A 26,499-nucleotide genomic window follows, 5' to 3' on the forward strand; every position below is an offset into this window, starting at 1 on the left:
GGTCAGCCGCGGGCGATCCAGGGCATCTTGGACGCGGCGATGGTGACGAACTGGATGTTCGCATCCAGCGGCAGGTTCGCCATCATCAGGATCGTGCTGCCGACATGGGCGACGTCGAAGGTGGGCTCCACCTTCATCTCGCCATTGGGCTGCTTCACCCCCTTCGCCATGCGGGCGGTCATCGGCGTCGCGGCATTGCCGATGTCGATCTGGCCGCTGACGATGTCGAAGGCGCGGCCGTCGAGCGCCAGCGTCTTGGTGAGGCCGGTGATGGCGTGCTTGGTCGAGGTATAGGCAACGCTTTCCGGCCGCGGCACATGCGCGCTGATGCTGCCGTTGTTGACGATGCGGCCGCCAATCGGCTGCTGCTGCTTCATGATGCGGAAGGCGGCCTGGGCGCAGAGGAAGCTGCCCGTCAGGTTCACCTGGACGACGCGCGCCCAATCCTCATAGGCGAGATCCTCTATCGGCCCGGCGGGCACGTTGCCGCCGGCATTGTTGAAGAGGAAGTCGAGCCGGCCCCAGTCGGACTTCAGCCGTTCAAAGAGGGCGTTGACCGATTGCGGGTCGCCGACATCCGTCGGAACGGGGATAGCGCGGGAGGCGGCGTCGCCGGCGAGGCCGACCGTCTCCTCTAGCGCGTCGCGGCGACGGCCGGCGAGCGCGACGGTCCAGCCGCCGCCAAGCAGCGCGAGCGCCGCAGCGCGGCCGACGCCGGAGCCGGCGCCGGTGACGACGGCATATTGGGTGGTCATGGCTGTGTCTTTCCTAGCTATTCGGGCCTAGCTGTTCGGGCCGCGGCCCATGCCGATGGGCTGCCAGCGGCGAAGCTGGGTATTCTGGAGCACCGCCGGGTTGACGCAACTCATCGGCCACTTGCCCTGGAGGACGAGGGCCAACTCGCTGCCGACGCGGCGCTTGCGGGCCTCGTCGAAGCGCGCGCTGGCGCTGGCGACATGGGCCGTCAGGGTGACGTTCTCCATGCTGAGCAGCGGGTTGTTGTGCGAGGGCGGCTCCACCTCCAGCACGTCGAGGGCGGCATGGGCGATCCAGCCTTCCTGGAGCGCCTTGATCAGCGCCTCCTCCTGCACGGTCGGGCCGCGGCCGGTGTTGATGAAGATCGCCGAGGGCTTCATCAGGCGGAAATGCTGCTCCTTCAGCATGTGATGCACCTCGGGCCGCGCCGGGGCGTGCATGCTGACGAAGTCGGACTGGCTCAGGACCTCGGTGAGGGTGGCGGGCTGGACGCCGTACTCGGAGATCTGCATCTCCTCGACGAAGGGGTCGTAGGCCATCATCCTGAGGCCGAAGGGCGCGGCCCGACGGGCGACGGCACGCGCGACGCGGCCGAAGGAGATGAAGCCGAGGGTCTGGCCCATCAGGCGCGGAATTTTCAGCAGCGCCGGGCGGCCTTCCTTCCAGCGGCCGTCGCGCACCATTTTGTCCTGCTCGATCAGGCGGCGGAAGCCGGCGAGGAGCAGGGTCATCGCATGGTCGGCGACTTCCTCGATGAAGGTGTCGGGGATGTTGGTGACGGGGATGCCGCGCGCCGTCGCCGCCTTCACGTCAACGCTGTCGACACCGACGCTGCCGAGGGTGATGACCTTGCAGCTTTGCAGCGCGTCGATGATCTCCTTGGTGATGGGGATGCCCTTGGCGTAGATGGCGTCGGCATCCTTGGCCGCGGCGATGAAGCCGGCGGTGTCGGTCGGGGCTTCGACGATCTCGGCGTCGAGGCCGTCCAGGGCTTCGCTCTCCAACGCATAGCCGCCGCCGGCGACGGTGAAGCTGGCGCCGGCCGGCGTGACGATTCGGTATTTGCTCATAGGTTCGTCCCTCTTACTTCGGCGGCCGCGCGCGGATGGCGGCCTCGTTCACCTCGACTCCCCAGCCGGGGCCCGTCGGCATCACCAGCTCGCCATTCTCGATCACCGGCGGCGGCGTGAATTCGTCGCGCCAGGAGACGCTGTCGATGTCGATCTCCATGACGCGGAGATTGGGGATGCAGGCGCTGAAGGTGGCGCTGATCATGCTGCACAGGTTGCCGTAGAAGTTGTGCGGCGCGCAGTTGACCTCATAGACGTCGCACATGGCGGCGATCTTCATCGATTCCGCGATGCCGTTCCAGATGACGTCGACGATGCCGACATCCATGGCGTAATGCTCGAGGAAGGGGCGGAATTCGCGTCGGCCATGCAGCGTCTCGCAGGAAGCGATGGGGCAGGGGGCCATGCGCTTGATCGTCGCCAGGGCCGCGGCGTCGTGGCTGTCGATCTCGAGCCAGGTGAGGTCGAACTCCGCCACCGCCTCCGCGACGCGCTGGAAGCCTTCGGTGCGGAAGTGGAAATTGGTGTCGAGATGGATGCCCATCTCCGGGCCCACGGCATCGCGGATGATGCGCAGGTGGTGCTTGAGCTGGGCCAGCGTCCGGTTGTCCCAGTTCAGCTCGGGCCAGCCGCCATGGCGGCCGAAGCCGGGGGAGTACTGGTAGAGCAGCCCATCGGGCCCAGGGATCAGGATGTTGGTCTTGAGGCCGCGGAAGCCCATTGCCTTCACCTCGGCGGCGTGGCGGGCGACCTCGTCGTAATCGGCGAGCGGGGGGACGCCCATATGCTTCGCGTTGCGCACGCGGTAACTGCCGAAATGCGACCAGTAGACGGGGATGCGCTCGCGGATCGGCCCGCCGAGGAGGGCGGCGACGGAAATCCCCCGCGCGCGGGCGGCGATGTCGAGCAACGCGTTCTCGATCGCGGCAATGGCCTGCTGGTTCAGCCCACCGCGCGACTGGCGGGTCATGACGTGCAGCCAGGCCGTCACCTCCTCCCAGCGGCACGGATCACGGCCGATGATGAGGGGTGAGAGGCCCTCGATCACGGCGGAGAGGCCGGTGCTGCCGAAGCTCTCATTGTATTCGGACCAGCCGGTGAGGCCGTCATCCGTCGTGACCTTGAGGAAGGAGAACAGGCGCCATCCGGCATCCGCGCGCAGCGTCTCGACCCGGGCGATCTTCATCGCGTCCTCCGTTTCCTTATCCCTCCGGCCAAGCGAAGCATGGCGGCGGCGGCTCCACAAGACGCCGGGGCGGGGTTAGCCTGCCTTCATCAAGGGAGGATGCGATGGGCAAGCTGGATGGGAAGATCGCCTGGGTGACCGGCGCGGGCAGCGGCATCGGCGAGGCGGTGGCGGAACGCTTTGCCGCGGAGGGTGCCGTGACGGTCATCACCGGGCGCCGGGCGGAGAAGCTGGAGGCGGTGGCCGGGCGCATCCGCGAGGCGGGTGGCACGGCGCATGTACGGCCGGCCGACCTGATGAAGCCGGCGGAGGTGCAGCGGGTCGCCGATGGGATCGGGCAGGAATTCGGTCGGCTCGACCTGCTGGTCAGCAATGCCGGGCTCAATGTGGTGGAGCGGAGTTGGGCGAAGCTGACGCCGGAAGGGATCGACGAGCTGATCCAGGGCAACCTTTCCTCCGCCTTCTACGTGGCACGGGCGGTGCTGCCGATCATGCGGGCGCAGGGCGGCGGGGTGATGATTCATACCGCCTCCATGGCCGGGCGGCATGTCGGGGTGATGAGCGGCGGCGGCTACTCGGCGGCGAAGCATGGTGTCGTCGCCATGAGCCACAGCCTCAACATGGAGGAATGCGTCAACGGCATCCGCTCCACCGCCTTCTGCCCGGGCGAGGTGAACACCGAGATCCTGAAGAAGCGGCCAAACCCGCTGAGCCAGGAGGAGCTGAACCAGATGCTGCAGCCCGCCGATTGCGCCGAGCTGCTGCTCTATGTGGCGACGCTGCCGCCGCATGTGACGATGAACGAGGTCTGGCTCACCCCGACCCATAACCGCGGCTATGTCGCGGCGCTGGGTCGGAAGCTGTGAGCGCTTACTCCTTCACCGCGCCCGTCAGCGACGAGACGTAGTAGTCGACGAAGAAGGAATAGAAGATGGCGACAGGCAGCGAGCCGAGCAGGCTGCCCGCCATCAGCGCGCCCCATTGGTAGACGTCGCCGGAAACCAGTTCGGTGAGGATCGCCACCGGGACGGTCTTGTTCTCGCTGCTCTGGATGAAGGCGAGGGCGTAGATGAACTCGTTCCAGGAGAGCGTGAAGCTGAAGATGCCGGCGGAGATCAGCCCCGGCACGGCGAGCGGCAGGGTGATCTGGCGGAGGATCTGCAGCCGGGTCGCGCCGTCGATCAGGGCGCACTCCTCAAGCTCGTAGGGGATCGACTTGAAGTAGCCGATCAGCAGCCAGGTGCAGAAGGGCACGAGGAAGGTCGGGTAGGTGAGGATCAGCGCCAGCGGGCTGTCGAACAGGCCGAGGCGGAAGACCATCGTCGCCAGCGGAATGAACAGGATGGAGGGCGGCACGAGATAGGCGAGGTAGATCGCCAGCCCGACATACTGGCTGCCCTTGAAGCGCAGCCGCTGGATCGCATAGGCCGCGAGCGTCGAGGCGAAGAGCGACAGGAAGGTGGCGCAGACCGCGACGGTCATCGTCGTCACCAGCCAGTGCGGATAGGCCGTGTTGAACAGCAGGTGCTTGATGTGGTCGAGCGTCGGCGAGCCGATCCAGAAGGGATTGTAGGTCTTGTAGTCGAACAGCTCGGCATTCGGTTTGAAGGCCGTCACCGTCATCCAATAGAAGGGAAAGAGCAGGATGAGGAGGAAGCAGGCGAGCGGCAGGTAAATCGTCACCATCCGCCGCGCCTTGTTGTCCCAGGCCATGGCCTCGGGCTGGGCGGTGGCGGCATTGCTCTGCTGCGCTTCGGGCAGAACGGCGGCGTCAGTCATTGCCTTCTCCTTGCTGCCACTTGCGCCGGGCGAGGCCGAAATAGCTGAAGAGGGTTGCGAAGACGAGGAAGGGGATCATCGAGACGGCGATCGCCGCGCCTTCGCCAAGCTGCCCGCCGGGGATGCCGCGCTGGAAGGCCAGCGTCGCCAGCAGGTGGGTTGAGTTCACCGGCCCGCCGCGGGTGATGGCGTAGACCAGCTGGAAGTCGGTGAAGGTGAAGATGATGCTGAAAGTCATGACGATCGCCAGGATCGGCATCAGCATCGGGAAGGTGATGTAGCGGAAGCGCTGCCACCCGGTGGAGCCGTCGAGCAGCGCCGCCTCGTAGAGCGAGGGCGAGATGGTCTGCAGCCCGGCGAGCAGCGAGATGGCGACGAAGGGAATGCCGCGCCAGATATTCGCCGCGATCAGCGAGAAGCGCGCCGGCCAGGCGCTGCCGAGGAAGTCGATGTAGTTGTCGAGGATGCCGAGCTTGTCGACCAGCAGGAAGGAGATGATCGAGAATTGCGGGTCGTAGATCCACCAGAAGGCGATCGCGGAGAGCACCGTCGGCACGATCCAGGGCAGCAGGATGATGGCCCGCAATAGCGACTTGAAGGGCAGGTGGTTGTTCAGCAGCAGCGCCAGCCAGAGGCCGAGGGCGAATTTCCCGATCGTCGCAATGCCCGTGTAGAAGACGCTGTAGAAGACAGCGTTCCACCACAAAGGGTCTTCCAATAGGTACTGGAAGTTCTCGAGGCCCACCCAGTAGCCGCTGCGGCCGATGGTCGTGTCGGTGAAGGCGAGCCAGATGCCGAGGCCCAGGGGATAGGTGAGGAAGACCAGCAGCAGGCCGGCCGCCGGTAGCAGGCAGGCGAAGGCGAGGAAGGGCTTCCAGTCGAACAGCCGGACCAGCCAGTTGGCTTGCTGCTGCGGCTTGGTCCAGACCGATGCGGTGGTGGCGGACATGCGTGGCTCCCCGGTCGGGGGCGGCGCCGGGATGGCACCGCCCGCGCGGCTCAGCGGCGGAAGTAGCGGCGGGCGCGGCGCTCGGCTTCGCGCGCGGCGGCCTCGGGCGTCGATTGGCCGGAGGCGACGGCGGCGCACATCTGCACCATGACGTAGTCGGCCGTCGCGGCACCCGTCGCCTCGGAGAGCGGGCCCTTGTAGCCGTTGTAGAAGGTGCTGCGCATGGTGTTCCTGAACAGCGCCACCTTCGGGTCGCTGGTCCAGACCGCGCTGGCGTCGTAATTCGCCAGCGGATGCGCCCAGTAGCCGAGATTGGCATTCAGCCAGGGGTCGTACTGCTCCCGCTCCAGCATGAATTGCAGGAAGGCCTTGGAAGCGTTTGGGTAGCGGCTGTGCTTGAAGACCATGGCGTTCAGCGTCAGCCCCGCCATGGGCGAGGCGCTCAACACGCCCTTCGGCAGTTCCTGATGCTCGGTATCCTGGGCGATGGGCGCCGTCGCCGGGTCGTTCTTGATGCTGAAGTAGAGCGAGACGCCGTTCGCCGTCATCCAGCACTCGCTCGCAGCATAGGCGCGGTTGTTGCTGATATCGCCCCAGGACAGCGTGCCCGGCACAAAGGTCGGGTACAGCTCCTTCAGGTAGTTGAGGGCGTTGATCGTCTCGCGGCTGTTGATTGCGACCTTGCCCTCCTCGTCGACGAGGAAGCCGCCATGCGACCAGATCAGCCAGTTGGCGAAGCCATTGCCGTCGCCCACCGCATTGCCGAGGGCGAAGCCGGCCGGCTTGTTCGCCGCCTTCAGCTTCTTGCAGAGGTCGAGATAGCCGGCATGGTCGTCCGGGATGCGGTCGAAGCCGGCAGCGCTGACGGCCGATTTGCGGTAGACAGTCGGGCCGGCCGTCGCCCCGAAGGGCAGGCCGATCCAGGAGTTGGTGCCGTGCTTCTTGCCGTAGCGCTCGGCGAGGGCCAGCCAGCCGCCATAGCGCTTGCCCGCATATTCGGCGACGTCGCTCAGCTCCACCAGCTTGTCCTGGTAGATATGCGGCGCGTCGCCGAAGCCGATGATCATGTCCGGCCCGGCGCCGGTATTGGCCGTCACGGCCGTCTGCTGGGTGATGTCCTCCCAGCCGACGAAGTCGACGCGGACCTGCACGCCGGTCTTCTGGGTGAACTTCGCCGCATTGGCACGGAACACCTCCTCATCCGGCTGGACGAAGCGGACGGGGCGCAGCATGCGGAGCGTGGCGCCGCTCTCGATCTGGAGGCGCGGCTCCGGCGCGTCGGCGGCCTGGATCGGCGTCTGGGCGGAGGCGCGGAAGGCGGAGAGCGCGGCGGCGGAGAGGCCGAGCTTCAGCGCGGCGCGCCGGTTCATGATGTGCATTCCCTGTGGTTTCCCCTTTGTCTTGTTGCTTATGCGGCAAGCCGCCGGCCGGAGCCGGACTCGAAGAGATGCACCAGCCCCATCTCGGGCATGATGCGGATGGTCTCGCCCGGGCGCGCGGTGACGCGCTCGCGGAAGGCGCAGGTCAGCGGCGTCTGGCCGATGCGGGCGACGACCTGCGTCTCGGAGCCGGTCGGCTCGACCAGCACGACGGTCGCCGGGATGCCGTCCTCGCGGAGCTGGATGTGCTCGGGGCGGATGCCGTAGATGCCGGCCTCACCGCGCAGGCTCTGCGGCAGCGGCAGCACGGCACCGCCTTCGGCTTGGAAACCTCCCTCGGCCGGGCCGCCCTTCACCAGGTTCATCGCCGGTGAGCCGATGAAGCCGGCAACGAAAAGGTTGGCCGGCCGGTCGTAGAGCTCGAGCGGCGGGCCGACCTGCTCGACATGGCCACCATTCATCACGACAATCTTGTCGGCCATGGTCATGGCCTCGATCTGGTCATGCGTTACGTAGACGGTGGTGACGCGGAGGCGCTGGTGCAGCTCCTTGATCTCGGCGCGCATCTGCACGCGCAGCTTGGCGTCGAGGTTGGAAAGCGGCTCGTCGAAGAGGAAGACCTGCGGGTTGCGGACGATGGCGCGGCCCATGGCCACGCGCTGCCGCTGGCCACCAGAGAGCTGGCGCGGGTATCGTTGCAGCAGCGCCTCCAGGCCGAGGATCTTGGCGGCGCGGCCGACCTCCTGCTCCATGACCTCCTTAGGCGCCTTGGCCAGCTTCATCGAGAAGGCCATGTTGTCGAAGACGGTCATGTGCGGATAGAGCGCGTAGTTCTGGAACACCATGGCGATGTCCCGGTCCTTCGGCGGCACGTTGTTCACCACCCGCGGGCCGATGGCGATCTCCCCGCTGGTGATGTTCTCGAGCCCGGCCAGCATGCGCAGCAGGGTGGACTTGCCGCAGCCGGAGGGCCCGACCAGCACCACGAATTCCCCATCCGCGATATCGACATTGACGCCATGCAGCACCTGCACGGGACCGAAGGCTTTCCGGACGTTGCGGATCTCGACGCTGGCCATTGGTCCTCCCTGATGGACGCGGCTTGTTTATCGTTCAGGCGAAGCGGGAGACCTGCGTCTCCTTCGAGGTGATGAACTCGAGCAGCACGGGAATGCCTTGCTGCGTCTTCTCGATGCCGCGCCGGATGGCGGGGACGATCTCGGCAGGATCGGTGATGCGCTCGCCATGGCCGCCGAAGGCCCGGGCCATCGCCGCATAGTCGCCGGAGATGTCGGTGCTGCGGTACTTCTCCGTGCTGACCGGCATCACCTTCAGCTCGATCGCCATGGAGAAATTATTGAGCAGGACGGACATGATCGGGATGCGCTCGCGCACACAGGTCTCGAAATCCATGCCCGTGAAGCCGATGGCGGCATCGCCCCAGACATTGATGCAGAGCTTCTCCGGCGCCGCCAGCTTCGCGCCCATCGCCAGGCCGAGGCCGTAGCCGAGCTGCGTCGTCTTGCCCCAGCCAAGATAGGAGAGGGGCGTCGTCGACTTCCAGAAGGGCGAGAGCTGGTCGCGCGGGCTGCCGGCGTCATGGGTGATGATGGTGTTGTCGCGGTCGACGGTGTGCTGGAGGTCCCAGAGGACGCGGTAGGGGTTCAGCGGCGCGTCCTTGTGCGTGAGCTTCGGCATCCATTCGGCGAGCCAGGGCTCGCGGATCGACTGGATCTCGGCGGCGACGGGGGCGGGGTCGCGCGGCGAGGAAACGAGGGTCGAGAGCTCGGCGAGCAGGGCATCGAGGGTCAGCGCGGCGTCGCCGATCAGGCCGATCTCGGCCCGCACATCCTTGTTCAGGTGCATCGGGTCGAGCGTCGCGTGGATGATGCGCGGGCCGCGCGGCATGCGGACACCGAAATTGGTCTCGGTGAAGGAGCAGCCGATGCCGAGGATCACGTCGGCCGCGTCGAGGAAGTGGCGGACGGGCTTCGGCATGGCGAGGCCGCCGGAGCCGAGGCTCAGCGGGTGGTCCTCGTTGAAGGAGGACTTGCCGCCGAGGCTCGTCGTCACCGGCGCGGCCAGCAGCTCGACCAGCGCCTTTAGTTGCGGCCAAGCCTGGGCCCAGTGGACGCCGGTGCCGGCATAGATCACCGGGCGCTTCGCATTCGCCAGCATGCGCGCGGCGCGCTTCACATCGGCCGGGTCGGGACCGTAGCGCGTGGCCATCACCGGCTGATAGTCGAGCGGCTCCGGCACCTCCTCGTTCCACATGTCGGTCGGGATCTCGACCAGCACCGGGCCGCCGCGCCCGTTGCGCAACTGCGTGAAGGCGCGGCGGAGGATGTTCGGCACCTCGGCGGCGAGGGTGATCGGCTCGGCGCTCTTGGTGATGCCGCGCATCGCCGCGGTCGAGTTGAAATTCGGGTCGACATGCGCGATGCGGCGCGGATAGCCCATCGGCAGGACAAGGATGGGAACAGACTCGCCATAGGCCTGGGCGACGCCGCCATAGGCATTCTCGCTGCCCGGCCCGTGCTGCATGCAGAAGGCGCCGAGCTTGCGGCCGGAGGTGACGCGGGAGATGGCATCCGCCATGTGGAGGCCGATGCGCTCCTGGCGGACCATCACGGGGCGGATGTCGCGGGCGGCAGCGTGCTCGATGAGATGGTTCACCGGATAGCCGGTGAGGATCTCGATCCCCTCGCGCTTCATGATCTCTGCGATCGCGTCGCCGAGCTTCATTGGGTCGTCCTCCCCTGATATGAGCCACCCGGCCCTTATCGCGGCGCCGGCATCCGGCCCCGCATTCGTTTCCTTGGAGGGAGCCTAACCCCCGGCGGGGCGAATGCGCAACCACGCCTCCCGGGCTTCGCGGGGGTGGTTTCCGCGCCCGGGAATCACGTCATACTCGGCGGCGGTCACATTCAGTCCAGGGGGCGAGGGCATGCCGCAGCCGATCACCGAGGCCGAACTCGAAGCGATGCTCGCGCGGGCCGGCATTCCGCTCAGCCCGGCGCAACAGGCGGGCATCCTGCCGGCGCTGCCGGGGCTGGCCGCGATGCAGGCGCTGATCCGCACGCCGTTGCCCAAGGCGGAGGAGGAGCCGGCGACCACCTTTTCGGCGGAGGCGGGCCGATGATCCCGAGCATCGCCGAAGCGGCCACGCTGATTGCCGCTCGCAAGCTTTCCCCGGTGGAACTGACCGAGGCCTGCCTGGCGCGGGCGGAGCGGCTGGACGGCCAGCTGCACGCCTTTATCCGCCTGATGCCGGAGGAGGCGCGGGCGGTGGCCCGGACGGCTGAGGCACGCATCATGAAGGAGGGGCCACGCGGACCGCTGGACGGCATCCCCTTCGCCCACAAGGACATCTACGGCACGGCCGGCATCCCGACGACGGCGCATTCCCGCGTCCTGCAGGAGCATGTCCCTGCCATGGATGCCACCACCGTGGCGAAGCTGGCGGCGGCGGGCGTGATCCCCTTCGGCAAGCTCGCGACACATGAATTCGCCTTCGGGGGGCCGAGCTTCGACCTGCCCTGGCCGCCGGCGCGCAACCCCTGGAACCCGGATCACTTCACGGCCGGCTCATCCTCCGGCACCGGCGCGGCCGTCGCGGCGGGGATGGTGCTGGGCGGCACGGGCTCCGATACCGGCGGCTCCATCCGCGGCCCGGCGGCGCTCTGCGGCATCACCGGCATCAAGCCGACCTACGGCCTCTGCTCCCGCGCCGGCATCCTGCCGCTGGCGCAGAGCCTCGACCATGCCGGGCCGATGGCCTGGACGGTGGAGGACTGCGCCATCCTGCTCCAGGCGATGGCCGGCCATGACCCGGCCGATCCGGCGAGCGCCAACCGGCCGGTGCCGGATTTCCGCGCCGAACTCGGGCGGGGGGTGAAGGGGCTGCGGGTCGGCGTCATCCGGCATTTCCATGAGACGGACCATCCCGTGAGCCCGGCGACGCTGGCCGGGATCGAGGGCGCCGCCGCCTTCTTTCGCGCCGAGGGGGCGGAGGTGCGGGACGTCACGCTGCCCTCGCTCGCCGAGTTCAATGCCTGCGGCTGGATCATTCTGCTGGCCGAGGCCTTCGCCGTCCACGAGGGCTGGATGCGGCAGGACCCCAACCTCTACGGCGAGCTGCTGCGGGACCGGCTGGTGCTCGGCGGACTGCTTTCCGCCGCCGACATCCTTCAGGCGCAGAAGCGGCGGCGGGCCTTGATCGCCGCCACCGAGGCCGCCTCGGCGGAGTGCGACCTGCTGCTGACGGCTGCCCAACCGGGCGAGGCACCGCGGATCGAGGCCGTGCCGAAATGGGCTTTCCTCGAGAAGCCGAACTTCACCATCCCCTTCAACGTCACCGGCTGGCCCGGCATCACCGTGCCGACCGGCTTCGGTGAGGGCAGGCTGCCGGTCGCCATGCAGCTGGTGGCGAAGCCCTTCGCCGAGCCGCTGCTGTTCTGCGCCGCGGACGCCTACGAGAAGGCGCATGCCTGGCGCGCGACACGCCCCGCCATGGCTGCGTGAGCCGGACGGAAGGCGAGTGGGAAGCCTGGATGGCGGCGGCCCAGGCCGGCGATGCCGCCGCCTATGACCGCCTGCTGCGGGCGGCGCTGCCGCTGCTGCGGGCCGTCGCGCGCCGGCGCATCGCCAATGCCGCCGAGGCGGAGGATGCGGTGCAGGATGCGCTGCTGACCATCCACACCCTCCGCCACAGCTACGATCCCGCCCGGCCCATCCGGCCCTGGCTGGTCGCGATTTGCGAGCGGCGGGCGATCGACCGTCTGCGGCGCCACGGCCGGCGTGGTGCGCGCGAGACACCGCTCGAGGATTTCGGTGAAACCTTGCCGGCCCCTAGCGCGAATCAGGGAGAGGAGAGGGTGGCCTCGGCCGAGTTGCGGGCTGCCGTGGCCGAACTGAGCCAGGCCCAGCGGACGGCGCTCGGCTTGGCCAAGTTGGAGGACCTGCCGCTGGCCGAGGCCAGCGCGCGGTCCGGCATGTCGGTCGGGGCGCTGAAGGTGGCGACGCATCGAGCGATGAAGGTGCTGCGGCGGCGCCTGGGCGTGGAGGAGTAGGTGCGGAGCGAGGAGCTGATCGGCGAATTGGCGGCCGGGCTGCGGCCGGTGCGGCGGATGGCCTCGCCGTGGCGGCAGGCGGCCCTGTGGCTCGGCCTCGCGGCTATGGCCGTCGGCACTGCCGTGCTGGCGAATGGGCTGCGGCACGACCTTCACCAGCGCATGCTCATGCCGCAGGAGGTCGGGCAGTGGGTAGCCTCCGTGCTGGCCGGCGTGCTGGCGGCGGTGGCGGCGGCGATGCTGGCGCGGCCGGACCGGAGTTGGCGCTGGGCCTTGTTGCCGGTTCCGGCGCTGCTCGCCTGGTTCGCCAGCCTCGGCTGGGGGTGCCTGGCCGACCTGGCACGGCTCGGGCCGATGGCCGGGCAGATGAGGACGAGCTGGCCGTGCCTGCGCTTCATCCTGGCGATGGGGATTCCGCTGGCGGCGGCGCAGTTCTGGCTGCTGCGGCATGCTGGGCCGGTGCGGCCGCTGCCGGTGCTGCTGCTGGGGGGGCTGGCCTCGGCGGCGCTCTGCTCGGCGGGGCTCAGCCTGTTCCATCACCTGGATGCGGCGCTGATGGTGCTGCTCTGGCATGGCGGGGCCATGCTGCTGCTGGTGCTGGCGGGCGCCTTGCTGGGGCGCCCGCTCTTCATGCAGAGTCAGGCGTAAAGGAAATCCGCCGCCGTCAGCGCGGCATTCGCCACGCCGTGGAGCCGGATGCCGTCGCCCTGGCCGAGATCGATGATCGTGCTGCCATTGGCCTCGGTCATATGCGCCTCGACATCGGCGAAGCTGGCGAGGCCAAAGCCCTTTAGCAGGAGCCTGTCCTCGCCCAGGGTGAAGTCGCCGACCACGTCCTGGCCGGTGCCGCGGCCGGAGACGAAGCTGTCCGCGCCCGAGCCGCCATGGAGCACGTCGCCGCCGCCCAGACCCTCCAATGTGTCGCTGCCTGCCTGACCCATCAGCCAGTTCGGCAGGGCGTTGCCGGTGATCTGGTTGTCGAGCGCATTGCCGCTGGAGGAGCCGATGGCGATGTCGTCGCCCTGGGTGCCGGTATAGAGGGTGACGGCGGCGGCCAGCAGCGTCGGCGGGAGCGGCGCCCAACGGCCATAGGCGCCGGGCGCGCTGTCCTGGTGGGCGAAATAGGTGACATTCTCGGTCGGCGCCGCGCTGTTGAAGACCAGCGCGTCATCCGGGCCGAAATAGAGCACGGTGAAGCCGTTCACCGTGCCAGTCGCGGTCGGGGCGGCATAGCCGTAGATCTGCAGGCTATCGCCCTGGCCCGGGTGGTAGTTCTCGATCCAGTGGACCCCGTCGCCCTTCTGGTAGACGAAGGTATTTGCCGCGCCGCCGCCTTCCAGGTGATCGCCGATGCGGAAATTGGAGAAGACGCCGTCGGCATGGCTGATGGTGCCGTCATTGGTGCCGCCGATGATGGTGCCGTCGCCATGGATCTGGTCGCCGCCGCCGCCGCCGAGCATGACGGCGGTGCTGTTGTTGCCCTCGACCACATCGGCCGAGAGGCCGCCGACCAGGATGTCGAAGCCGGCGAGGCCGCGTGGTGCGCCGGCACCGACCGTGCCGAGGCCCTGCATGTTGTTGGCGCCGCAGCCGCCGAGGACGATGTCGTTGCCGCTGGTCGCCTCGAAGGCGTTGTTGCCGGCGCCGCCGACGAGGACGTTGCCGCCGAGGGTCGCGCCATTGGAGCCGCCATGCAGCAGGTTGTCGCCGGCGCCGCCGATGATGTACTGGCCCGCCTGGTTGCTGCTGGCGGTGAGCCCGCCGTGACCGCCGACCACGTAGCTGCCCGGCGCGTTGAGGTTCGTATGGCCAGCGCCCTCGAAGGGGATGTTCACCGCCGTATTCGCATCATAGGCGTTTGAGGAGGTGAGCACGGTCGGCGGCTGGTCGAAGATCGTGCGGGTCAGATGGCTGAGCGCGGCATCGACATGGGTGAAGGCATCGCCGCTGACGGTGGCGATGCTGCCTCTAAGGCCGCTTTCAGGCACGCCCTTGATGAAATGCGTGCCGGCTGGGGCGACGAAGGCGACGCTGTAGGTGCCGGGTACCAGGTTCTCGAAGAGATAGGTGCCGTCGCTGCCGGTGGCCGTTGTGCGCACCACGCGGCCATCTGCGTCGCGCAGCTCCACCGTGACGCCGGCGAAGACCGCATCGGGCCGCTTGTAGTCGCAAATGCCCGGCGGCAGGTCGAGCGAGACCGTGCCGCCGATCTTCGGCGGGATGTAGAGGCCGGCATCGCGGCCGAGGTCGGTGACGCCGGCGAGGCCCTGCTCCCCGCCATCCTGCACGCCATTGCCGTTGGCATCGACCCAGACGCGATCGCCGATTGTCACCGGCTGGTAGAGCCCGGCATCGACGCCGGTCGCGATCTGGCCGGAGACGAGCGTGTAGGTGCCGGTGATGCCGGTAAGCGGGCTGGCATCGCTGTCTGCGGCGTCGCTGCCGTCCCGGTCGCGCAGGTGATGACGGGGCCGTTGCCCGCGGCGTCCGGGTCGCTGTCGGTCGCTGCGGGGCCCCTGCCCTGGGGCGAGGCGAACCAGCTTCCCGTCGCCGGCGCGGTGAAGGCCTCGCGGTAGTGCCCGGGGACGAGGTTGCCGAAGGAATAGACGCCGGTGCCGGTCGTCGTGGTCGTGGCGACGAGCTGGTTGGCGGCGTTGTAGAGGTCGACCTTCACTCCGGCGAGGCCCGGCTCGCCGCTGTCCTGGACGCCGTTCGCGTTCAATTCCTCGAAGGCCTTGTCGCCGATCGAGGCGGCCACGACCGTCGAGGCGACGCTCGCGGTCTTTGGCGGCATGACAGTGCCCGGGTTGATGCCGTAGGGATTGACACCGACCGTTGGGGCGAGGGTCGTGGTATTGGTCAGCACCGTAGCGACGGCAGTGCCGGCTGCGACCTTCGTCACCACCTGGACCTGCACGCTGCCCGTCGCGGCGTTGTTGTCGCCTAGGTTGACGATGTCGCCGAAGTCGAAGGTGAGGGCGCCGTCGCTCACGCTGCCCGCATCGCCGATGGCGAGCGCGGAGCCGGTGATCCCGTTGATTGCCGTGACCTGCGAGGAGACATAGGTGAGGCCGGCCGACAGGGCATCCTTTAGGATGAGGTGTTGGCTGCCCTCGCCGAGTGTCGCGGTGAGCAGATAAGTGACCGTCTCGCCGACCGCGAGGTTGCCGTCCGTGGAATAGGGGTTGTCGGTGCTGGCGATGACCTTGGTCACCGTGTCGGTGATGGCGACGGTGACCGGCGCGGCCGCCGAGGCGGTGATGTTGCGGCCCCCGGTCGGATCCTGCACGGGGGAGGAGGTCTGGTAGTCAAGCGTGGCGGTGTTCGGGATCGTCAGCCCGTTCACCACGCTGTCGAGCAGCATCGCCTTGTAGGTCAGCGTCACCGTGCCGCTGCTGAGCGCCAGTTGGTTCATGTGGAAGCTCAGCGTGCCGTTGGCCAGGCTGGCGCTACCCGCCGTGCTGGTCAGGCTGCCGGTGACGTAGGCGATGCCAGGCTGCAGGATGTCGGCGAGGTCGACGTCATAGGCATCGGCCGTGCTGCTGGAGGCGTGCCTGATCGTCAGCGTGTGGGTGATGAGGTTGCCCGCATCGCCCGTGGTGGCGGAGGCGGCCTTGGTGACGGCGAGCAGGGGCTGGACGACGTAGACGGTCGCCGTCGCGGTCTGGGTGGCGGTGAAGTCGCTATAGGCCCTGGCGGTGTTTACCAGCCGGTCGCCCGTCTGGTTGGCCGCGACATTGGAGGCCACGGCCTGGATCTGCAGCACGATCTGGTCGGCGGCGCTGACCGTGTTGTCGGCCTTATTGTAGATGTTGCTGAAGGCCCAGGTGACGGTGTCGGGCGAGGCGGGGTCGCCGCTGCCGGTGCCGTTCGCCGCGGTGATGGCGGCGCCCGATGGATGCTTCGTGAAGCCTGCATTGGTGTAGAGGTTGGTGCCGATGCCGGCGACCTTGGCGGAGTTGGGCACATAGACCAACTGCCCGCCGGTGTTGCCGGTAACGAGCGAGTCGGCCAGCTGATCGATCACCCTGTAGTTGACGCTCTCGCCTTCCGGCAATGTCAGGGTGTTGGTGTAGGTGACCGTCTCGCCGACCTTGACGTCCTGATCGGTTGCGGTGCCCCGGCTTGCGCTGGTATCGGCATAGCTTGTCGCCGTCACCGCCTTGGTGATGGTGGAGGCGCCGATGCCGACCGAGGCGGAGGCACTCACCGGGCTGGCGCGTTCCTCCGGGTCGGTGCCGGGCAGGGAGCTGCCGGTCGCGCTGGCGGTGTTGGTGAAGGTCTTGCCGCTCGTCGCCGTGTCGCCGACCCGCGCCTGGAACTGCACCGTGATGGCCTGGCCGGGATCGAGCGCCGCCGCCGTCACCAGCAGGCTGGCGTCGCCGGCGCCGTTGCCGCTGGCGATGGTCGCGGTGCCGCCGGTGATCCTCGCGGAGCCGGCTACATAGCTCGCATTCGGCCCGATCTGGTTCAGCAGGTCGACGATCGAGACGTCGAAGCCCTTCACCTGGTTGGTCAGGGTGACGGTGTAGGTCAGGACGTCGCCGGCATCCGCCGTCGCCTGGCTGACAGCCTTGCTGATGACGAGATGCGGCTCCACCACCTCGATCTTCGCCGTCGCCTCCTGGCTGATGCGGCTGCCGGGGCTGCTTGGGTCGGCGGCGCTGACCCGTGCCGTGTTCACCAGCACGTCGCCGGCGGCATTGGCCGCATTTTTAGTGAGCTGACCGACCACTTGGACGGTGATGGTGTCCTTCGCGTCGCTGACGTTGTCGACGGCAGTGGCGACGGTGCCGAAATCGAAGCTCAGCGTATCGGCGACGCCGTCGCCGTTGCCGTCGCTCAGCGTCGCTGCCTGGTTCAGGGCCGGCCTGGTGCCGCTGACATTGCCGCCGATGCCGGTGACGCTCGCCGAAACCGCCTTGATCTGCCCACCCAGCGTCGGCAGCAGGTCGTCGAGATGGACTTGGCTCATCACGCCTTTCGGCAAGCGAAGCGTGATGGTGTAGGTCACGGTCTCGCCGATCGCCACATCATCGATCGTGGCGTCGCCCTGCGCCCTGGTGGTGGCGGCTAGGCTCGTCGCGGTCACCGCCTTGGCGATGGTCGGCAGCACCGTGACCGAGGCGGTATCGGTGAGCGGCAGGATGTCGTAGGGCGTGCGGTCGATGCCGCCTTCCTGCGCCGCGTAATGGGTGACGGCGGCGGTGTTGGTCAGCGCCTGCTGCGGCGTGGCGAGCGCGGTGGCCAGCACCAGGTCATAGGTGATGACGGCGATGTTCTTGCCGCTGGTCGGGTCGTAGGTGCCGATGCCGCCCTTGTTGGCGCCATCCGTGATCTCGAGCCCGGTGCCGAACAGGTCGCCCGTCGCGCGGAGCGCGGCGCCGGTGCCGTCGGTCACCTGCAGGTTCAGCCCGCCCGGCGGGATGACGAAGCCGCTCGGCAGGGTGTCGTGGACCAGCGTGTCGAAGGCGCCCTTCCAGCCCTGGCCCCTGTTCTCGACGATGATGGCGAAGGAGACGCGGTCGCCCGCATCGGCGAAGGTGATGTTGGCATCGACCGGCTTCGCCGCGAGGCTGGTGCTGTCGATCGTGCCGCGGAAGCGCAGGCCGGCGCTGCCGGGTGTGGTGAAGCTCACCGGGCCGATGGTCGCGTCCTGCGTCGTCGCGTTGCGGAAGATCGACGCCGGGTTGTCGACGCCGATGATCCCTTTTGTCACCTTCAGCGCCGGTTCGCCGAGGACGAACTGGATGATGGCGTTGTCCTCGACGCCCTGGAGCTGGGAATTGGCCTCCGAGGCGGTGACCTGGTTGGTCAGCAGCAGCCCGTCGCCGAAAGCCTGGTCGTTGACGCGCAGCGTGACCAGCAAATCGAGATGCGTCGCCGGGTAGAGCGCGTTGGTGGCGCCGCCGAAGTCGAGCGTCAGGGAGTTGCCGTTGGCATCGACAAGGACGCGTGGCGCGACGCCCGGGACCTGGGTGTGGAAGCTGTCCGTCGGCCCGAACATCACCGTGCCGGCGGCGAGGCCGCTCGGGTTGAAGCTGCCAAGGAAGGTGTAGCCGCTGGCCGTGCCGTCGGCGTCCGGGTCTATCGCCTTCAGGACCGGGAGCAGCAGGTAGTCCTTCAGATTGACCACATGCGAGGAGGTCAGCGGGATGTCGAGGCCGAGGCGGAAGGTGACAAGGTCTCCGGACTGCACCTTGGCCGACGTGGCGAAGCTCGTCGTGCCCTTCGTCGTGCCGCCATTGACGGCATAGATCGACTTGGAGACTTGGTTGACCGGCAACGTCACGCCCGCTTGGCTGTCATCCTCGGCGGTGCTGCCGGTCGGGACGACATTGCCGTCGTAGAGCACGTCGTTGCGGACGGTGTCGCCCTGGTCCACCAGCGGGTCGCCCGGCACGGAACCGGTCCAGGTCGCGTCCAGGGTCGTGCGGAAGACCACTTGGATGGTTGCATGCTTGTAGTCGGTGGCGTGGGCCGCCTGGTTGAGGGCGACGCCATTGCCGTCGAGCACCCGGTCGAGCCCGGCATTCGCCATGGTCTGCGAGATGTCGAACTGGATCGCGGCGGTGCCGTCCGCGGTCTTGGCGCCCAGCGTGTAGGCCACCGGGCCCTGGTAGACGGTCTGGCCGCCCTCGCGGATGATCACCGTGGGTGCGAAGGCGGCATCGAAGGTCTGGCCGTCGCCCAGCCTGTCCCTCACCACCAGCCCGCCCAGCTCGAAGTAGTTCGATACCTGGCCGTTCAGCGTGTAGGCCAGCGTGCCGTGCGGCTGCCAGTCCGGCACGCCGTCGTGGTCGGCATCGCCGTTGATGAGGGCAACGCTCTTCTGGATGGCGATGGACTTCGCCGTGACGATGTTCTCGGCGCCCGAGGGGTTCAGGTCGATATGCGTCGGGGTGGCGTCGCGCGCATCGACCGGCGTCCAGTCCGCCTCCAGCCGGGCATTGTCGAGCAGCGGACGAAAACTGCCGGTCAGGGGTCAAGCACCGGCGTCCCGTCATGCAGGAATTCGGTAACGTACCAGTCGATCACCATGGTCGGCACCTGGCTGCCGCCGGTGATGGTGCCGGGAAAGGTGCCGGTCAGGCTGGTGGTGCCGTCGGCATTTCGCACGATGCTGACCGGCGCCGCGATGGTGACGCCGTTCAGTTCCAAATGTGCGCCGGTGACGACGACGCCGTCCGGCGTGGTGTCGCTCAGGGTGAAGTTGGTGAAGGGCTGGCCGCTGGCGAGCAGCCCCTTCACCACCCACTCCCGTGGATAGGAGGGGCCGGTCGCCGTCTCCTGTTCCGGACCGGCATAGGTGACGGACAGCCTGGCGACGACCGGGTCGATGGCCGTCACCGCCGCGGGGCCGGTGATGACTGGGTTGGCAGACGGGTTGTTGAAGGGTTCGGCGCCGTAGGCGAAGCCGCCCTTCGCCGTCACGCCGAGCAGCGTGCCGGGATCGGCCAGGTTCGAGACTTGCAGGGTGAGGGCGATGTCGGCCGGCGTCTGCGCGGTGGTGAAGCTGCCGAAGGGCAGGGTGAGCACCAGCAGCGTGTCGCCCGGCGTGCCGGTGACGACCACTGGGTTGCCGAGCGTGTCCCTGGCGAAGGGGTGGGTAGCACGGCCCGTCGCGTCGAATTCGATGGTCTTCGCCTGCAGGCTGGCGTCGAGATAGGTGGCGGAGACGAAGCTGACGCCGTCATTGACGGGGGTGTTGCCGGCGCCCGCGCCATCCGCGCCGTTGGCCGGCAGGATCAGGTCGATATAGGGCGCATAGCCCGTCTCGGCACCGCTGGCGGCATTGTCCAAGCGCAGGGTGAGGGTTGCTTGGCACCAAGAAAGGCTTGCTGCGGGAGGCCGTTGAGGAAGCTGACGATTGGCTGCGGTGCCATATCGGGACCCTGTGACCCCGCTCTTCGGCGTCTTTATTGGGAAATGCTTTTCAACTTATGGGGAAATTTTGCCTCGCGAGAAACGGAAAATTGTCTTTTTCCGCGAAGGGGCCCTCAAGCCATGCCGGCTCGCCGAACCCGTCGAAAAGGGCGTCCCACCTCTCGAGTTCAGGCCGGAACGGCTGCCTGGGTGCCACTTGGGCGAGCGATACCCGTCACGCCATGTCGTTGCGGGATGCGAGACAAGCTGCACTGCATCGCCCGGGCGGCAGCCCGGCTTGACGCCCCGGCTTCCACCGCCGTCCAATCCCGCTGCCAGCCCGTGCCGGGCCAAAGGGGAAACGTCATGCCGGACCATGCCAGCGCCGCGAATGCCACCGTCGCCCTACGCCTCGCGGAAGCCTTCGCCCGGCATGGGGTGACGCTGACCTTCGGCCAGAGCCTTCCCTCCGCCTTCCACCTGGCGGCGCCGCATGCCGGAATCGACCAGAAGGTCTATCGCCAGGAGAATGCCGGCGGCGCCATGGCCGATGGCTATGCACGAATCACCCGCAAGGTCGGCGTCGTCACGGCGCAGAACGGGCCGGCCGCGACCCTGCTGGTGGCGCCGCTAGCCGAGGCGCTGAAGGCCAGCATCCCCGTCCTCGCTCTGGTGCAGGAGGTGACGCGGGACGCGACCGACCGCAACGCCTTCCAGGAGCTCGACCATCTCGGCCTCTTCGCCCCGGTGGCGAAGTGGGTCCGCCGCATCGACCGGGCGGACCGGCTGGACGACTATGTGGACATGGCCTTCACCGCCGCCTGTTCCGGCCGGCCGGGACCCGCGGTGCTTCTGCTGCCGGCTGACCTGCTGACCGAGGCGGCGGCGCCGCTCGGCGGGCTCCGGCCGCGCCGGCTCTCGCTCGGCGAAGTGCCGCTGGATCGCAGCCTCGCCGACCCGGCCGCCATCGCCGCGGCGGCGGAGGCGGTGGCCATCGCCAAGCATCCCCTGGTGATCGCGGGAGGCGGCGTGCACCTTTCAGGCGCGGCGGCGGAGCTGGCGGGCTTGCAGGAGCGGGCGCACCTGCCGGTCGCCACCACCGTCATGGGCAAGGGCGCAGCGGACGAGACCCATCCGCTGACCCTCGGCATCGTCGGCTATGTCATGGGGCAGGGGGCGCGGACGGCGGCGCTCAGGCCGATGGTGGAGCGGGCCGACCTGGTTCTCCTCGTCGGCAGCCGCACCAACCAGAACGGCACGGATAGCTGGAAGCTCTTCGGCCCGGAAACGCGCTTCATCCATCTCGATGCCGATCCGATGGAGGTCGGGCGCAACTACGAGGCGATGCGGCTGGTGGGCGACGCCAAGCTCACCCTGGCCGCGCTGACCGAGGCGCTGGCGGGGCGCGACCTCTCGGCCCGCGCCGCCACGAGGCCGGCCATCGAGGCCGAGATCGCGGAGGCCGTCGCCGGCTGGCGCCGTACCGTCGAAGGCGTCACCACCCGGGAGAGCTCGCCCTGTCGGCCGGAGCGGCTGATGGCGGAGCTCGACCGGCTGATCGGGCCGGAGGACATCGTCGTCGCCGACGCCTCCTACTCCTCCATCTGGATCGCCAATTACCTGACCGCCAAGCGACCAGGCCAACGCTTCCTCACGCCGCGCGGCATCGCCGGACTCGGCTGGGGCCTGCCGATGGCGATCGGCGCGCAGATCGCCGCCCCCGAGGCGCGGGTCGTCTGCCTTTGCGGCGATGGCGGCTTCGCCCATAGCTGGGCGGAGCTGGAGACGCTGCGGCGGATGGAGCTGCCCGTCGTCACGCTGGTGCTGAACAACGGCATCCTCGGCTACCAGAAGCATGCCGAGGAGGTGAAATTCGGCGAGCACACCAAGGCCGTCTTCTTCGCCACCGTGGATCATGCCGCCATCGCCCGCGCCTGCGGGGTGGATGGCAGGCGGGTCGAGCGCGGCAGCGAGATCGGCCCGGCGCTGGCCGAGGCGCTGGCGGCGCGGCGGCCGGTGCTGCTCGACGTGCTCACCGACCCGGATGCGAAGCCACCCATCTCTTTTTACGCCGGCCATTATCCGGAGCCCTTCTGATGCTGGCGCTGCGCAAGACGGGAAATGGCTTCGGCCTCGAATTCCAGGAGGTGCCGGAGGCGCCGCCGCCGGGCCCGGGCGAGGTGGTGGTCGAGGTGGAGGCCGCGGGCATCTGCGGCTCCGACGTCCATGCCTATGAGTGGACGGGGGGCTATGAGTTCATGACCCCGCACATGCCGCTTACCCTCGGCCATGAATTCGCCGGGCGCGTGGTGCGCTCGGGCACCGGCTCGGGCTGGGCGGAGGGTGCGCGGGTCGCCGTCATCCCCTTCGTCGCCTGCGGCCATTGCGCCGCCTGCCGGGCGGATGACGCCCGCAACTGCACCCGGCGCGAGGGGATCGGGCTGACGCGAGACGGCGGCTTCGCCCGCAGCGTTCGCATCCCGGCCCGCTGCTGCGTCGCCGTGCCGGACGAGGTGGATGCTGAACTGGCGGCGCTGGCCGAACCGCTGGGCGTCGGCGCCGAGGCGGTGCTGACCGGCGAGGTCCGGCTCGGCGAGACGGTGCTGGTGCTGGGGCCGGGGACCATCGGCCAGGCGATCGCGCTGATGGCAAGGCGCGCCGGCGCCGCCCGCGTCATCGTCGTGGGGCGGGCGGACGGGCCGCGCTTCGCCGTGCTGCACGAGCTCGGCTTCACCGAGACGGTCGACGTGGCGGAGGGGCCGCTGGCCGATCAGGTGATGGCGCTGACCGGGGGCCGCCCCGTCGATGTCGTGCTGGAGGCGACCGGCGTGCCGGAGAGCCTCAACGAGGGGCTTTCGGTGCTGAAGAAGGGCGGCGTCATCGTCGCGGCCGGCATCCATGCCGGGTCGCTGACCCTGCCGCTGACGGAGTTCGTCCGCATGCGCCACCAGCTCCGTGCCACCCATGGCGCCGCGCGGCGGACCTGGGACCGGGTGATGGCCTGGCTCGCGGCCGAGCCGGAGGCCTTCCGCCCGATGATCACCCATCGCCTGCCGCTCGCCCGCGGCATCGACGGATTCGAACTCGCCCGGCAGCGGGCGGCCAGCAAGGTGATCCTCACGCCATGAGCAATGCGGACAAGGTTGCCCTGGTCACCGGCGCGGCGCGCGGCATCGGCGCCGCCATCGCGCATAAGCTCGGGGTGCTCGGCCATCCGGTCGTCGTCGCCGATGTACTGGAGGAGCGGGAGGCGACCGCCGCCGCCATCCGCGCCGCGGGCGGCGAGGCGCGGGCCATGGCCCTCGACGTGGCGGACGAGGCGGCAATCTCGGCCCTGCCGGAGGCGCTGGGCGATTGGTGGCCGCGGCTCGGCATCCTGGTCAACAATGCGGGCATCTCGCCGAAGGGGCCGGACGGCAAGGCGCGGCCCATCCGCGAGATGCCGGCCGAGGAATGGCGACGGGTGCTGGCGGTGAACCTCACCGGCGCCTTCCTCGTCTCCCAGGCCTGCCTGCCGCCGCTCAGGGCCCGGCGCTGGGGCCGCATCATCATGCTGACCAGCCAGGCGGCGCGGGCGAAGAGCCAGATCGCGGGCGCGCACTACACGGCGGCCAAGTCCGGGCTGATGGGCTTCGCGCGCAGCCTCGCAACCGAGCTTGGGCCGGACGGAATCACGGTGAACAGCATCGCCCCGGGGCGCATCGACACGCCGATGGCGCGGGGGACGACCGAGGGCGCCAATGCCGCTTTCGCCGCCAACATCCCGCTCGGCCGGCTCGGAACGCCGGAGGATGTGGCGGACGTGGCGGCTTTCCTGGCTTCCGAGGCGGCCGGCTACCTCACCGGCGCGACCATCGATGTCGGCGGGGGGAGCTACATGCCGTAACCGGGGCCTTCCTTGACACCCCACCCCCCGGCAGGCTTCATCCCTGCTGCCTGATGCCGTATCCCCGACCATTGGGGACCCGACCCGCGGGCGAACCTCCTCCTGCACCGATGGGTCAGATCTTGAGCACCTCCATGGCGAAGAATAAGAGCGGCGGCTGGCTCGAGAGCATCAAGACGGTTGTCTATGCCGGGCTGATCGCCATCGGCATCCGCACCATCGCCTTCGAGCCGTTCAACATCCCCTCCGGCTCGATGATTCCGACGCTGCTGGTGGGCGACTACCTCTTCGTCTCGAAATACTCCTACGGCTATTCGCGCTACTCGATGCCCTTCGGGCCGAACCTGTTCCAGGGCCGCATCTTCGGCAGCCTGCCGGCGCGGGGCGACGTCGCCGTCTTCAAGCTGCCGCGGGACACGAGCCAGGACTACATCAAGCGCATCGTCGGCCTGCCGGGGGACCGCATCCAGGTCCGTAACGGGCTGCTCTATGTCAACGGCACGGCGGTGCGGCGCGAGGCGGCCGGGCCTTATGTAGTCGAGGGCGACGGGCCGCGCATGACGGTGCGCCTCTACCGCGAGACTTTGCCGGCCTCGGCGGGCGGGCCGGAGCGGACGCACCCGATCGTCGAGCAGGCGGATGACGGCCCGCTCGACAACACCACCGAGTACCGGGTGCCCGAGGGCCATGTCTTCGCCATGGGCGACAACCGCGACAACAGCCTGGACAGCCGGGTGCAGAACGCGGTGGGCTTCATTCCGGTGGACAACCTGGTCGGCCGGGCCGAATTCATCTTCTTCTCGGTCGACGGCTCTGCCGCCTGGTGGGAGGTTTGGGCATGGCCCTTTGCGATCCGCTGGTCCAGGCTGCTCTCCGGCGTCCGCTGACACCATGACGACCGGAGGCAACCTCGCGGCCTTCGCCGCTCGGCTTGGCCATGAATTCGCGCGGCCGGAGCTGCTGACCCAGGCGCTGACCCACCGCTCCGCCGCCGACCCGAAGCGCGCCCAACTCGACAGCAACGAGCGGCTTGAATTCCTCGGCGACCGGGTATTGGCCCTGCTGATCGCCGAATGGCTCTCCGAGCGGTTCCCCGAGGAGCGGGAGGGCGATCTCGGCAAGCGGCTCGGCGTGCTGGTGGCGCGGGACACGCTGACGCGCGTGGCCGAGGGGCTCGGCCTCGCGGGCGTGCTGCGGGTGCCGCATTCCGAGGGGCGGGCGGGGTTGCGCGAGCGCGCCAATGTGCTCGCGGATGCGATGGAGGCGCTGCTCGGGGCGCTCTACCTCGATGCCGGGCTGCCGGTGGCGCGCGCCCTGGTCCGGCGGGAATGGGAGGCGCAGATGGGCGCCGACCCGCGCCCGCCCATGTCGGCCAAGAGCCGGCTGCAGGAATACACGCTCGGACGGGGGCTCGGCCTGCCGGAATACCGGCTGGTCTCCTCTACCGGGCCCTCGCATCAGCCGATCTTCGTCGTCGCGGTAAGCGCGGCGGGGCGCGAGGCCGAGGGGGTGGGCGAGTCGAAGCGCGCGGCGGAGCAGGTGGCGGCCGAGGCCTGGCTCGCCCAGTTGGAGCCGGCCAAATTGGAGCAGGGATGAGCGAGAGCGAGCAGGAGGGGCCCCGCTGCGGCCTGGTGGCCGTGGTCGGCGCGCCGAATGCCGGCAAGTCCACCCTGGTGAATGCGCTGGCCGGGGCCAAGGTCACCATCGTCTCGCCGAAGCCGCAGACCACGCGCTTCCGCATCCGCGCCGTCGTGATGCACCGGGGCTCGCAGATCGTCCTTGTGGATACGCCGGGCATCTTTGCCCCGCGCCGGCGGCTGGACCGGGCGATGGTCGCCGCCGCCTGGGGCGGGGCGCAGGATGCCGACCGCACCCTGCTGATCGTCGATGCGCGGGCCGGGCTGACGGACGCCGTCCGCGCCATCGTCGAGCGGCTGGCGCGCGACCGGCGGCCGGTCTGGCTGGCGCTCAACAAGGTGGACCTGATCGACCCGCCCCGTCTGCTGCCCTTGGCCCAGGAACTGAACGCGCTGCTCCCGGTCGAGGAGACCTTCATGATCTCGGCCGAGAAGGCGAGGGGCCTCGACCGCCTGCTCGACCGCCTGGCCGAGGCCATGCCGCCTGGCCCCTACCTCTTCCCCGAGGACGAGCTGTCGGACCTGCCCAACCGCATGCTGGTCGCCGAGATCGTGCGCGAGCAGATCCTCCGCCAGACGCATGAGGAGGTGCCGCACCACGCGACGGTCGAGACCGAGAACTGGCAGGAGCGGAAGGATGGCAGCGTCCGCGTGGACTGCACCGTCTATGTCGGCCGGGCGACGCAGAAGGCCATCCTGATCGGCGATGGTGGGGCGCGCATCAAGGCGATCGGCCAGAGCGCCCGGCGCGAGCTGGAGGGGCTGCTGGAACGGCGGGTGCATCTGTTCCTTAACGTGAAGGACCGGCCGGGCTGGGACGAGGAGCGCGGGCGGCTCCGGGCGCTCGGGCTGGAGGACGAGGGGTAGCGCCGGAGTTGCGGAGGCGCCGTATCCGCAGGCCTCTCTCGCGCGTTGACCC

At 68.9% G+C, this 26,499-nt stretch carries 22 protein-coding genes; 11 read left to right on the forward strand and 11 right to left on the reverse strand.

From position 1 onward, the window contains the following. Positions 1 to 2 precede the first annotated feature (2 nt). The 3 genes from LH62_RS16125 to LH62_RS16135 are packed head-to-tail and all read right to left on the reverse strand — an operon-like array spanning position 3 to position 3,012. Positions 3 to 755, reverse strand: coding sequence for an SDR family oxidoreductase (locus tag LH62_RS16125; protein ID WP_052214576.1), 753 nt, complete (start codon positions 753 to 755; stop codon positions 3 to 5). Between the two features lie 27 nt (positions 756 to 782). Continuing rightward, entirely contained in the window at positions 783 to 1,826 is a 1,044-nt protein-coding gene (locus tag LH62_RS16130; protein WP_043362950.1) for a C-terminal binding protein, read from the reverse strand. Between the two features lie 13 nt (positions 1,827 to 1,839). Next, positions 1,840 to 3,012: a mandelate racemase/muconate lactonizing enzyme family protein gene (locus LH62_RS16135; protein ID WP_043362952.1), complete on the reverse strand. Its 1,173-nt coding sequence runs from the start codon at positions 3,010 to 3,012 to the stop codon at positions 1,840 to 1,842. 104 nt (positions 3,013 to 3,116) lie between these two features. On the opposite strand from LH62_RS16135, the gene LH62_RS16140 reads away from it, so the two are divergent. Beyond that, complete coding sequence (locus LH62_RS16140; protein WP_043362954.1) at positions 3,117 to 3,878, forward strand: SDR family oxidoreductase; 762 nt, start codon at positions 3,117 to 3,119, stop codon at positions 3,876 to 3,878. A gap of 4 nt (positions 3,879 to 3,882) precedes the next feature. Here LH62_RS16140 and LH62_RS16145 read toward each other — a convergent pair whose 3' ends face one another. The 5 genes from LH62_RS16145 to LH62_RS16165 are packed head-to-tail and all read right to left on the reverse strand — an operon-like array spanning position 3,883 to position 9,903. Next, a complete protein-coding gene (locus LH62_RS16145; protein WP_043339814.1) occupies positions 3,883 to 4,791 on the reverse strand; it encodes a carbohydrate ABC transporter permease in 909 nt (302 codons plus the stop codon). After that, the gene (locus LH62_RS16150; RefSeq protein ID WP_043362957.1) at positions 4,784 to 5,740 is read right to left on the reverse strand and encodes a carbohydrate ABC transporter permease; all 957 of its coding nucleotides are present in this window, start codon (positions 5,738 to 5,740) and stop codon (positions 4,784 to 4,786) included. Before LH62_RS16150 ends, LH62_RS16145 begins: the two co-directional genes overlap by 8 nt. A gap of 50 nt (positions 5,741 to 5,790) precedes the next feature. Continuing rightward, on the reverse strand, positions 5,791 to 7,110 hold the full coding sequence (locus LH62_RS16155; RefSeq protein ID WP_236552562.1) for an ABC transporter substrate-binding protein: 1,320 nt from the start codon (positions 7,108 to 7,110) through the stop codon (positions 5,791 to 5,793). A 38-nt stretch (positions 7,111 to 7,148) separates the two neighbouring features. Further along, positions 7,149 to 8,198: an ABC transporter ATP-binding protein gene (locus LH62_RS16160; protein ID WP_043362961.1), complete on the reverse strand. Its 1,050-nt coding sequence runs from the start codon at positions 8,196 to 8,198 to the stop codon at positions 7,149 to 7,151. Positions 8,199 to 8,232: 34 nt separating this feature from the next. Next, positions 8,233 to 9,903, reverse strand: coding sequence for a thiamine pyrophosphate-requiring protein (locus LH62_RS16165; RefSeq protein WP_369796828.1), 1,671 nt, complete (start codon positions 9,901 to 9,903; stop codon positions 8,233 to 8,235). Between the two features lie 163 nt (positions 9,904 to 10,066). On the opposite strand from LH62_RS16165, the gene LH62_RS16170 reads away from it, so the two are divergent. From LH62_RS16170 to LH62_RS16185, 4 genes are read left to right on the forward strand one after another with little or no spacing between them, the layout of a single operon-like run. After that, positions 10,067 to 10,261 carry a hypothetical protein gene (locus LH62_RS16170; protein ID WP_043362966.1) on the forward strand — a complete coding sequence of 65 codons (195 nt, stop codon included), beginning with the start codon at positions 10,067 to 10,069 and terminating at the stop codon, positions 10,259 to 10,261. Beyond that, entirely contained in the window at positions 10,258 to 11,643 is a 1,386-nt protein-coding gene (locus tag LH62_RS16175) for an amidase (protein WP_043362967.1), read from the forward strand. Before LH62_RS16170 ends, LH62_RS16175 begins: the two co-directional genes overlap by 4 nt. Positions 11,644 to 11,672: 29 nt before the next feature. Beyond that, positions 11,673 to 12,191: a sigma-70 family RNA polymerase sigma factor gene (locus LH62_RS16180; RefSeq protein ID WP_043362968.1), complete on the forward strand. Its 519-nt coding sequence runs from the start codon at positions 11,673 to 11,675 to the stop codon at positions 12,189 to 12,191. Further along, entirely contained in the window at positions 12,192 to 12,839 is a 648-nt protein-coding gene (locus tag LH62_RS16185) for an NrsF family protein (RefSeq protein WP_043362971.1), read from the forward strand. It abuts the gene before it with no gap. Here the strand turns inward: LH62_RS16185 and LH62_RS16190 are convergent. The 3 genes from LH62_RS16190 to LH62_RS16200 form a co-directional block, all read right to left on the reverse strand. Continuing rightward, entirely contained in the window at positions 12,830 to 14,524 is a 1,695-nt protein-coding gene (locus tag LH62_RS16190) for an SdrD B-like domain-containing protein (protein ID WP_043362973.1), read from the reverse strand. The two genes, LH62_RS16185 and LH62_RS16190, sit on opposite strands and share 10 nt — an antisense overlap. Beyond that, a complete protein-coding gene (locus LH62_RS16195) occupies positions 14,521 to 18,981 on the reverse strand; it encodes an isopeptide-forming domain-containing fimbrial protein (RefSeq protein ID WP_043362975.1) in 4,461 nt (1,486 codons plus the stop codon). The genes LH62_RS16190 and LH62_RS16195 overlap by 4 nt, the downstream gene beginning before the upstream one ends. 188 nt (positions 18,982 to 19,169) lie before the next feature. Then, on the reverse strand, positions 19,170 to 19,994 hold the full coding sequence (locus LH62_RS16200; protein ID WP_043362978.1) for a hypothetical protein: 825 nt from the start codon (positions 19,992 to 19,994) through the stop codon (positions 19,170 to 19,172). A 429-nt stretch (positions 19,995 to 20,423) separates the two neighbouring features. Between LH62_RS16200 and LH62_RS16205 the strand changes: the two genes are divergently transcribed. The 6 genes from LH62_RS16205 (at position 20,424) to era (ending at position 26,447) form a co-directional block, all read left to right on the forward strand. Further along, on the forward strand, positions 20,424 to 22,154 hold the full coding sequence (locus tag LH62_RS16205; RefSeq protein WP_043362981.1) for an acetolactate synthase catalytic subunit: 1,731 nt from the start codon (positions 20,424 to 20,426) through the stop codon (positions 22,152 to 22,154). Next, positions 22,154 to 23,185, forward strand: a complete 1,032-nt coding sequence (locus LH62_RS16210) for a zinc-binding dehydrogenase (RefSeq protein ID WP_043362986.1) — start codon at positions 22,154 to 22,156, stop codon at positions 23,183 to 23,185. The genes LH62_RS16205 and LH62_RS16210 overlap by 1 nt, the downstream gene beginning before the upstream one ends. Further along, positions 23,182 to 23,943 carry an SDR family NAD(P)-dependent oxidoreductase gene (locus LH62_RS16215; RefSeq protein ID WP_043362988.1) on the forward strand — a complete coding sequence of 254 codons (762 nt, stop codon included), beginning with the start codon at positions 23,182 to 23,184 and terminating at the stop codon, positions 23,941 to 23,943. Before LH62_RS16210 ends, LH62_RS16215 begins: the two co-directional genes overlap by 4 nt. Positions 23,944 to 24,077: 134 nt before the next feature. Continuing rightward, entirely contained in the window at positions 24,078 to 24,830 is a 753-nt protein-coding gene (gene lepB / locus LH62_RS16220) for a signal peptidase I (protein ID WP_043365958.1), read from the forward strand. A 4-nt stretch (positions 24,831 to 24,834) separates the two neighbouring features. Further along, complete coding sequence (gene rnc / locus LH62_RS16225; RefSeq protein ID WP_043362990.1) at positions 24,835 to 25,539, forward strand: ribonuclease III; 705 nt, start codon at positions 24,835 to 24,837, stop codon at positions 25,537 to 25,539. Next, positions 25,536 to 26,447: a GTPase Era gene (gene era / locus LH62_RS16230; RefSeq protein WP_043362992.1), complete on the forward strand. Its 912-nt coding sequence runs from the start codon at positions 25,536 to 25,538 to the stop codon at positions 26,445 to 26,447. The genes rnc and era overlap by 4 nt, the downstream gene beginning before the upstream one ends. Positions 26,448 to 26,499 lie beyond the last annotated feature (52 nt).

Source organism: Belnapia sp. F-4-1 (assembly GCF_000802185.1).
GTDB lineage: Bacteria > Pseudomonadota > Alphaproteobacteria > Acetobacterales > Acetobacteraceae > Belnapia.

Bases quoted from the DNA above. Each gene is read 5' to 3' on its own strand.
- LH62_RS16130 (WP_043362950.1), bottom strand. From the start codon at position 1,826: ATGAGCAAATACCGAATCGTCACGCCGGCCGGCGCCAGCTTCACCGTC.
- LH62_RS16155 (WP_236552562.1), bottom strand. From the start codon at position 7,110: ATGAACCGGCGCGCCGCGCTGAAGCTCGGCCTCTCCGCCGCCGCGCTC.
- LH62_RS16125 (WP_052214576.1), bottom strand. From the start codon at position 755: ATGACCACCCAATATGCCGTCGTCACCGGCGCCGGCTCCGGCGTCGGC.
- LH62_RS16140 (WP_043362954.1), top strand. From the start codon at position 3,117: ATGGGCAAGCTGGATGGGAAGATCGCCTGGGTGACCGGCGCGGGCAGC.
- LH62_RS16215 (WP_043362988.1), top strand. From the start codon at position 23,182: ATGAGCAATGCGGACAAGGTTGCCCTGGTCACCGGCGCGGCGCGCGGC.
- LH62_RS16145 (WP_043339814.1), bottom strand. From the start codon at position 4,791: ATGACTGACGCCGCCGTTCTGCCCGAAGCGCAGCAGAGCAATGCCGCC.
- LH62_RS16205 (WP_043362981.1), top strand. From the start codon at position 20,424: ATGCCGGACCATGCCAGCGCCGCGAATGCCACCGTCGCCCTACGCCTC.
- LH62_RS16135 (WP_043362952.1), bottom strand. From the start codon at position 3,012: ATGAAGATCGCCCGGGTCGAGACGCTGCGCGCGGATGCCGGATGGCGC.
- LH62_RS16150 (WP_043362957.1), bottom strand. From the start codon at position 5,740: ATGTCCGCCACCACCGCATCGGTCTGGACCAAGCCGCAGCAGCAAGCC.
- era (WP_043362992.1), top strand. From the start codon at position 25,536: ATGAGCGAGAGCGAGCAGGAGGGGCCCCGCTGCGGCCTGGTGGCCGTG.
- rnc (WP_043362990.1), top strand. From the start codon at position 24,835: ATGACGACCGGAGGCAACCTCGCGGCCTTCGCCGCTCGGCTTGGCCAT.
- LH62_RS16170 (WP_043362966.1), top strand. From the start codon at position 10,067: ATGCCGCAGCCGATCACCGAGGCCGAACTCGAAGCGATGCTCGCGCGG.
- LH62_RS16160 (WP_043362961.1), bottom strand. From the start codon at position 8,198: ATGGCCAGCGTCGAGATCCGCAACGTCCGGAAAGCCTTCGGTCCCGTG.
- LH62_RS16210 (WP_043362986.1), top strand. From the start codon at position 22,154: ATGCTGGCGCTGCGCAAGACGGGAAATGGCTTCGGCCTCGAATTCCAG.
- lepB (WP_043365958.1), top strand. From the start codon at position 24,078: ATGGCGAAGAATAAGAGCGGCGGCTGGCTCGAGAGCATCAAGACGGTT.
- LH62_RS16175 (WP_043362967.1), top strand. From the start codon at position 10,258: ATGATCCCGAGCATCGCCGAAGCGGCCACGCTGATTGCCGCTCGCAAG.
- LH62_RS16180 (WP_043362968.1), top strand. From the start codon at position 11,673: ATGGCGGCGGCCCAGGCCGGCGATGCCGCCGCCTATGACCGCCTGCTG.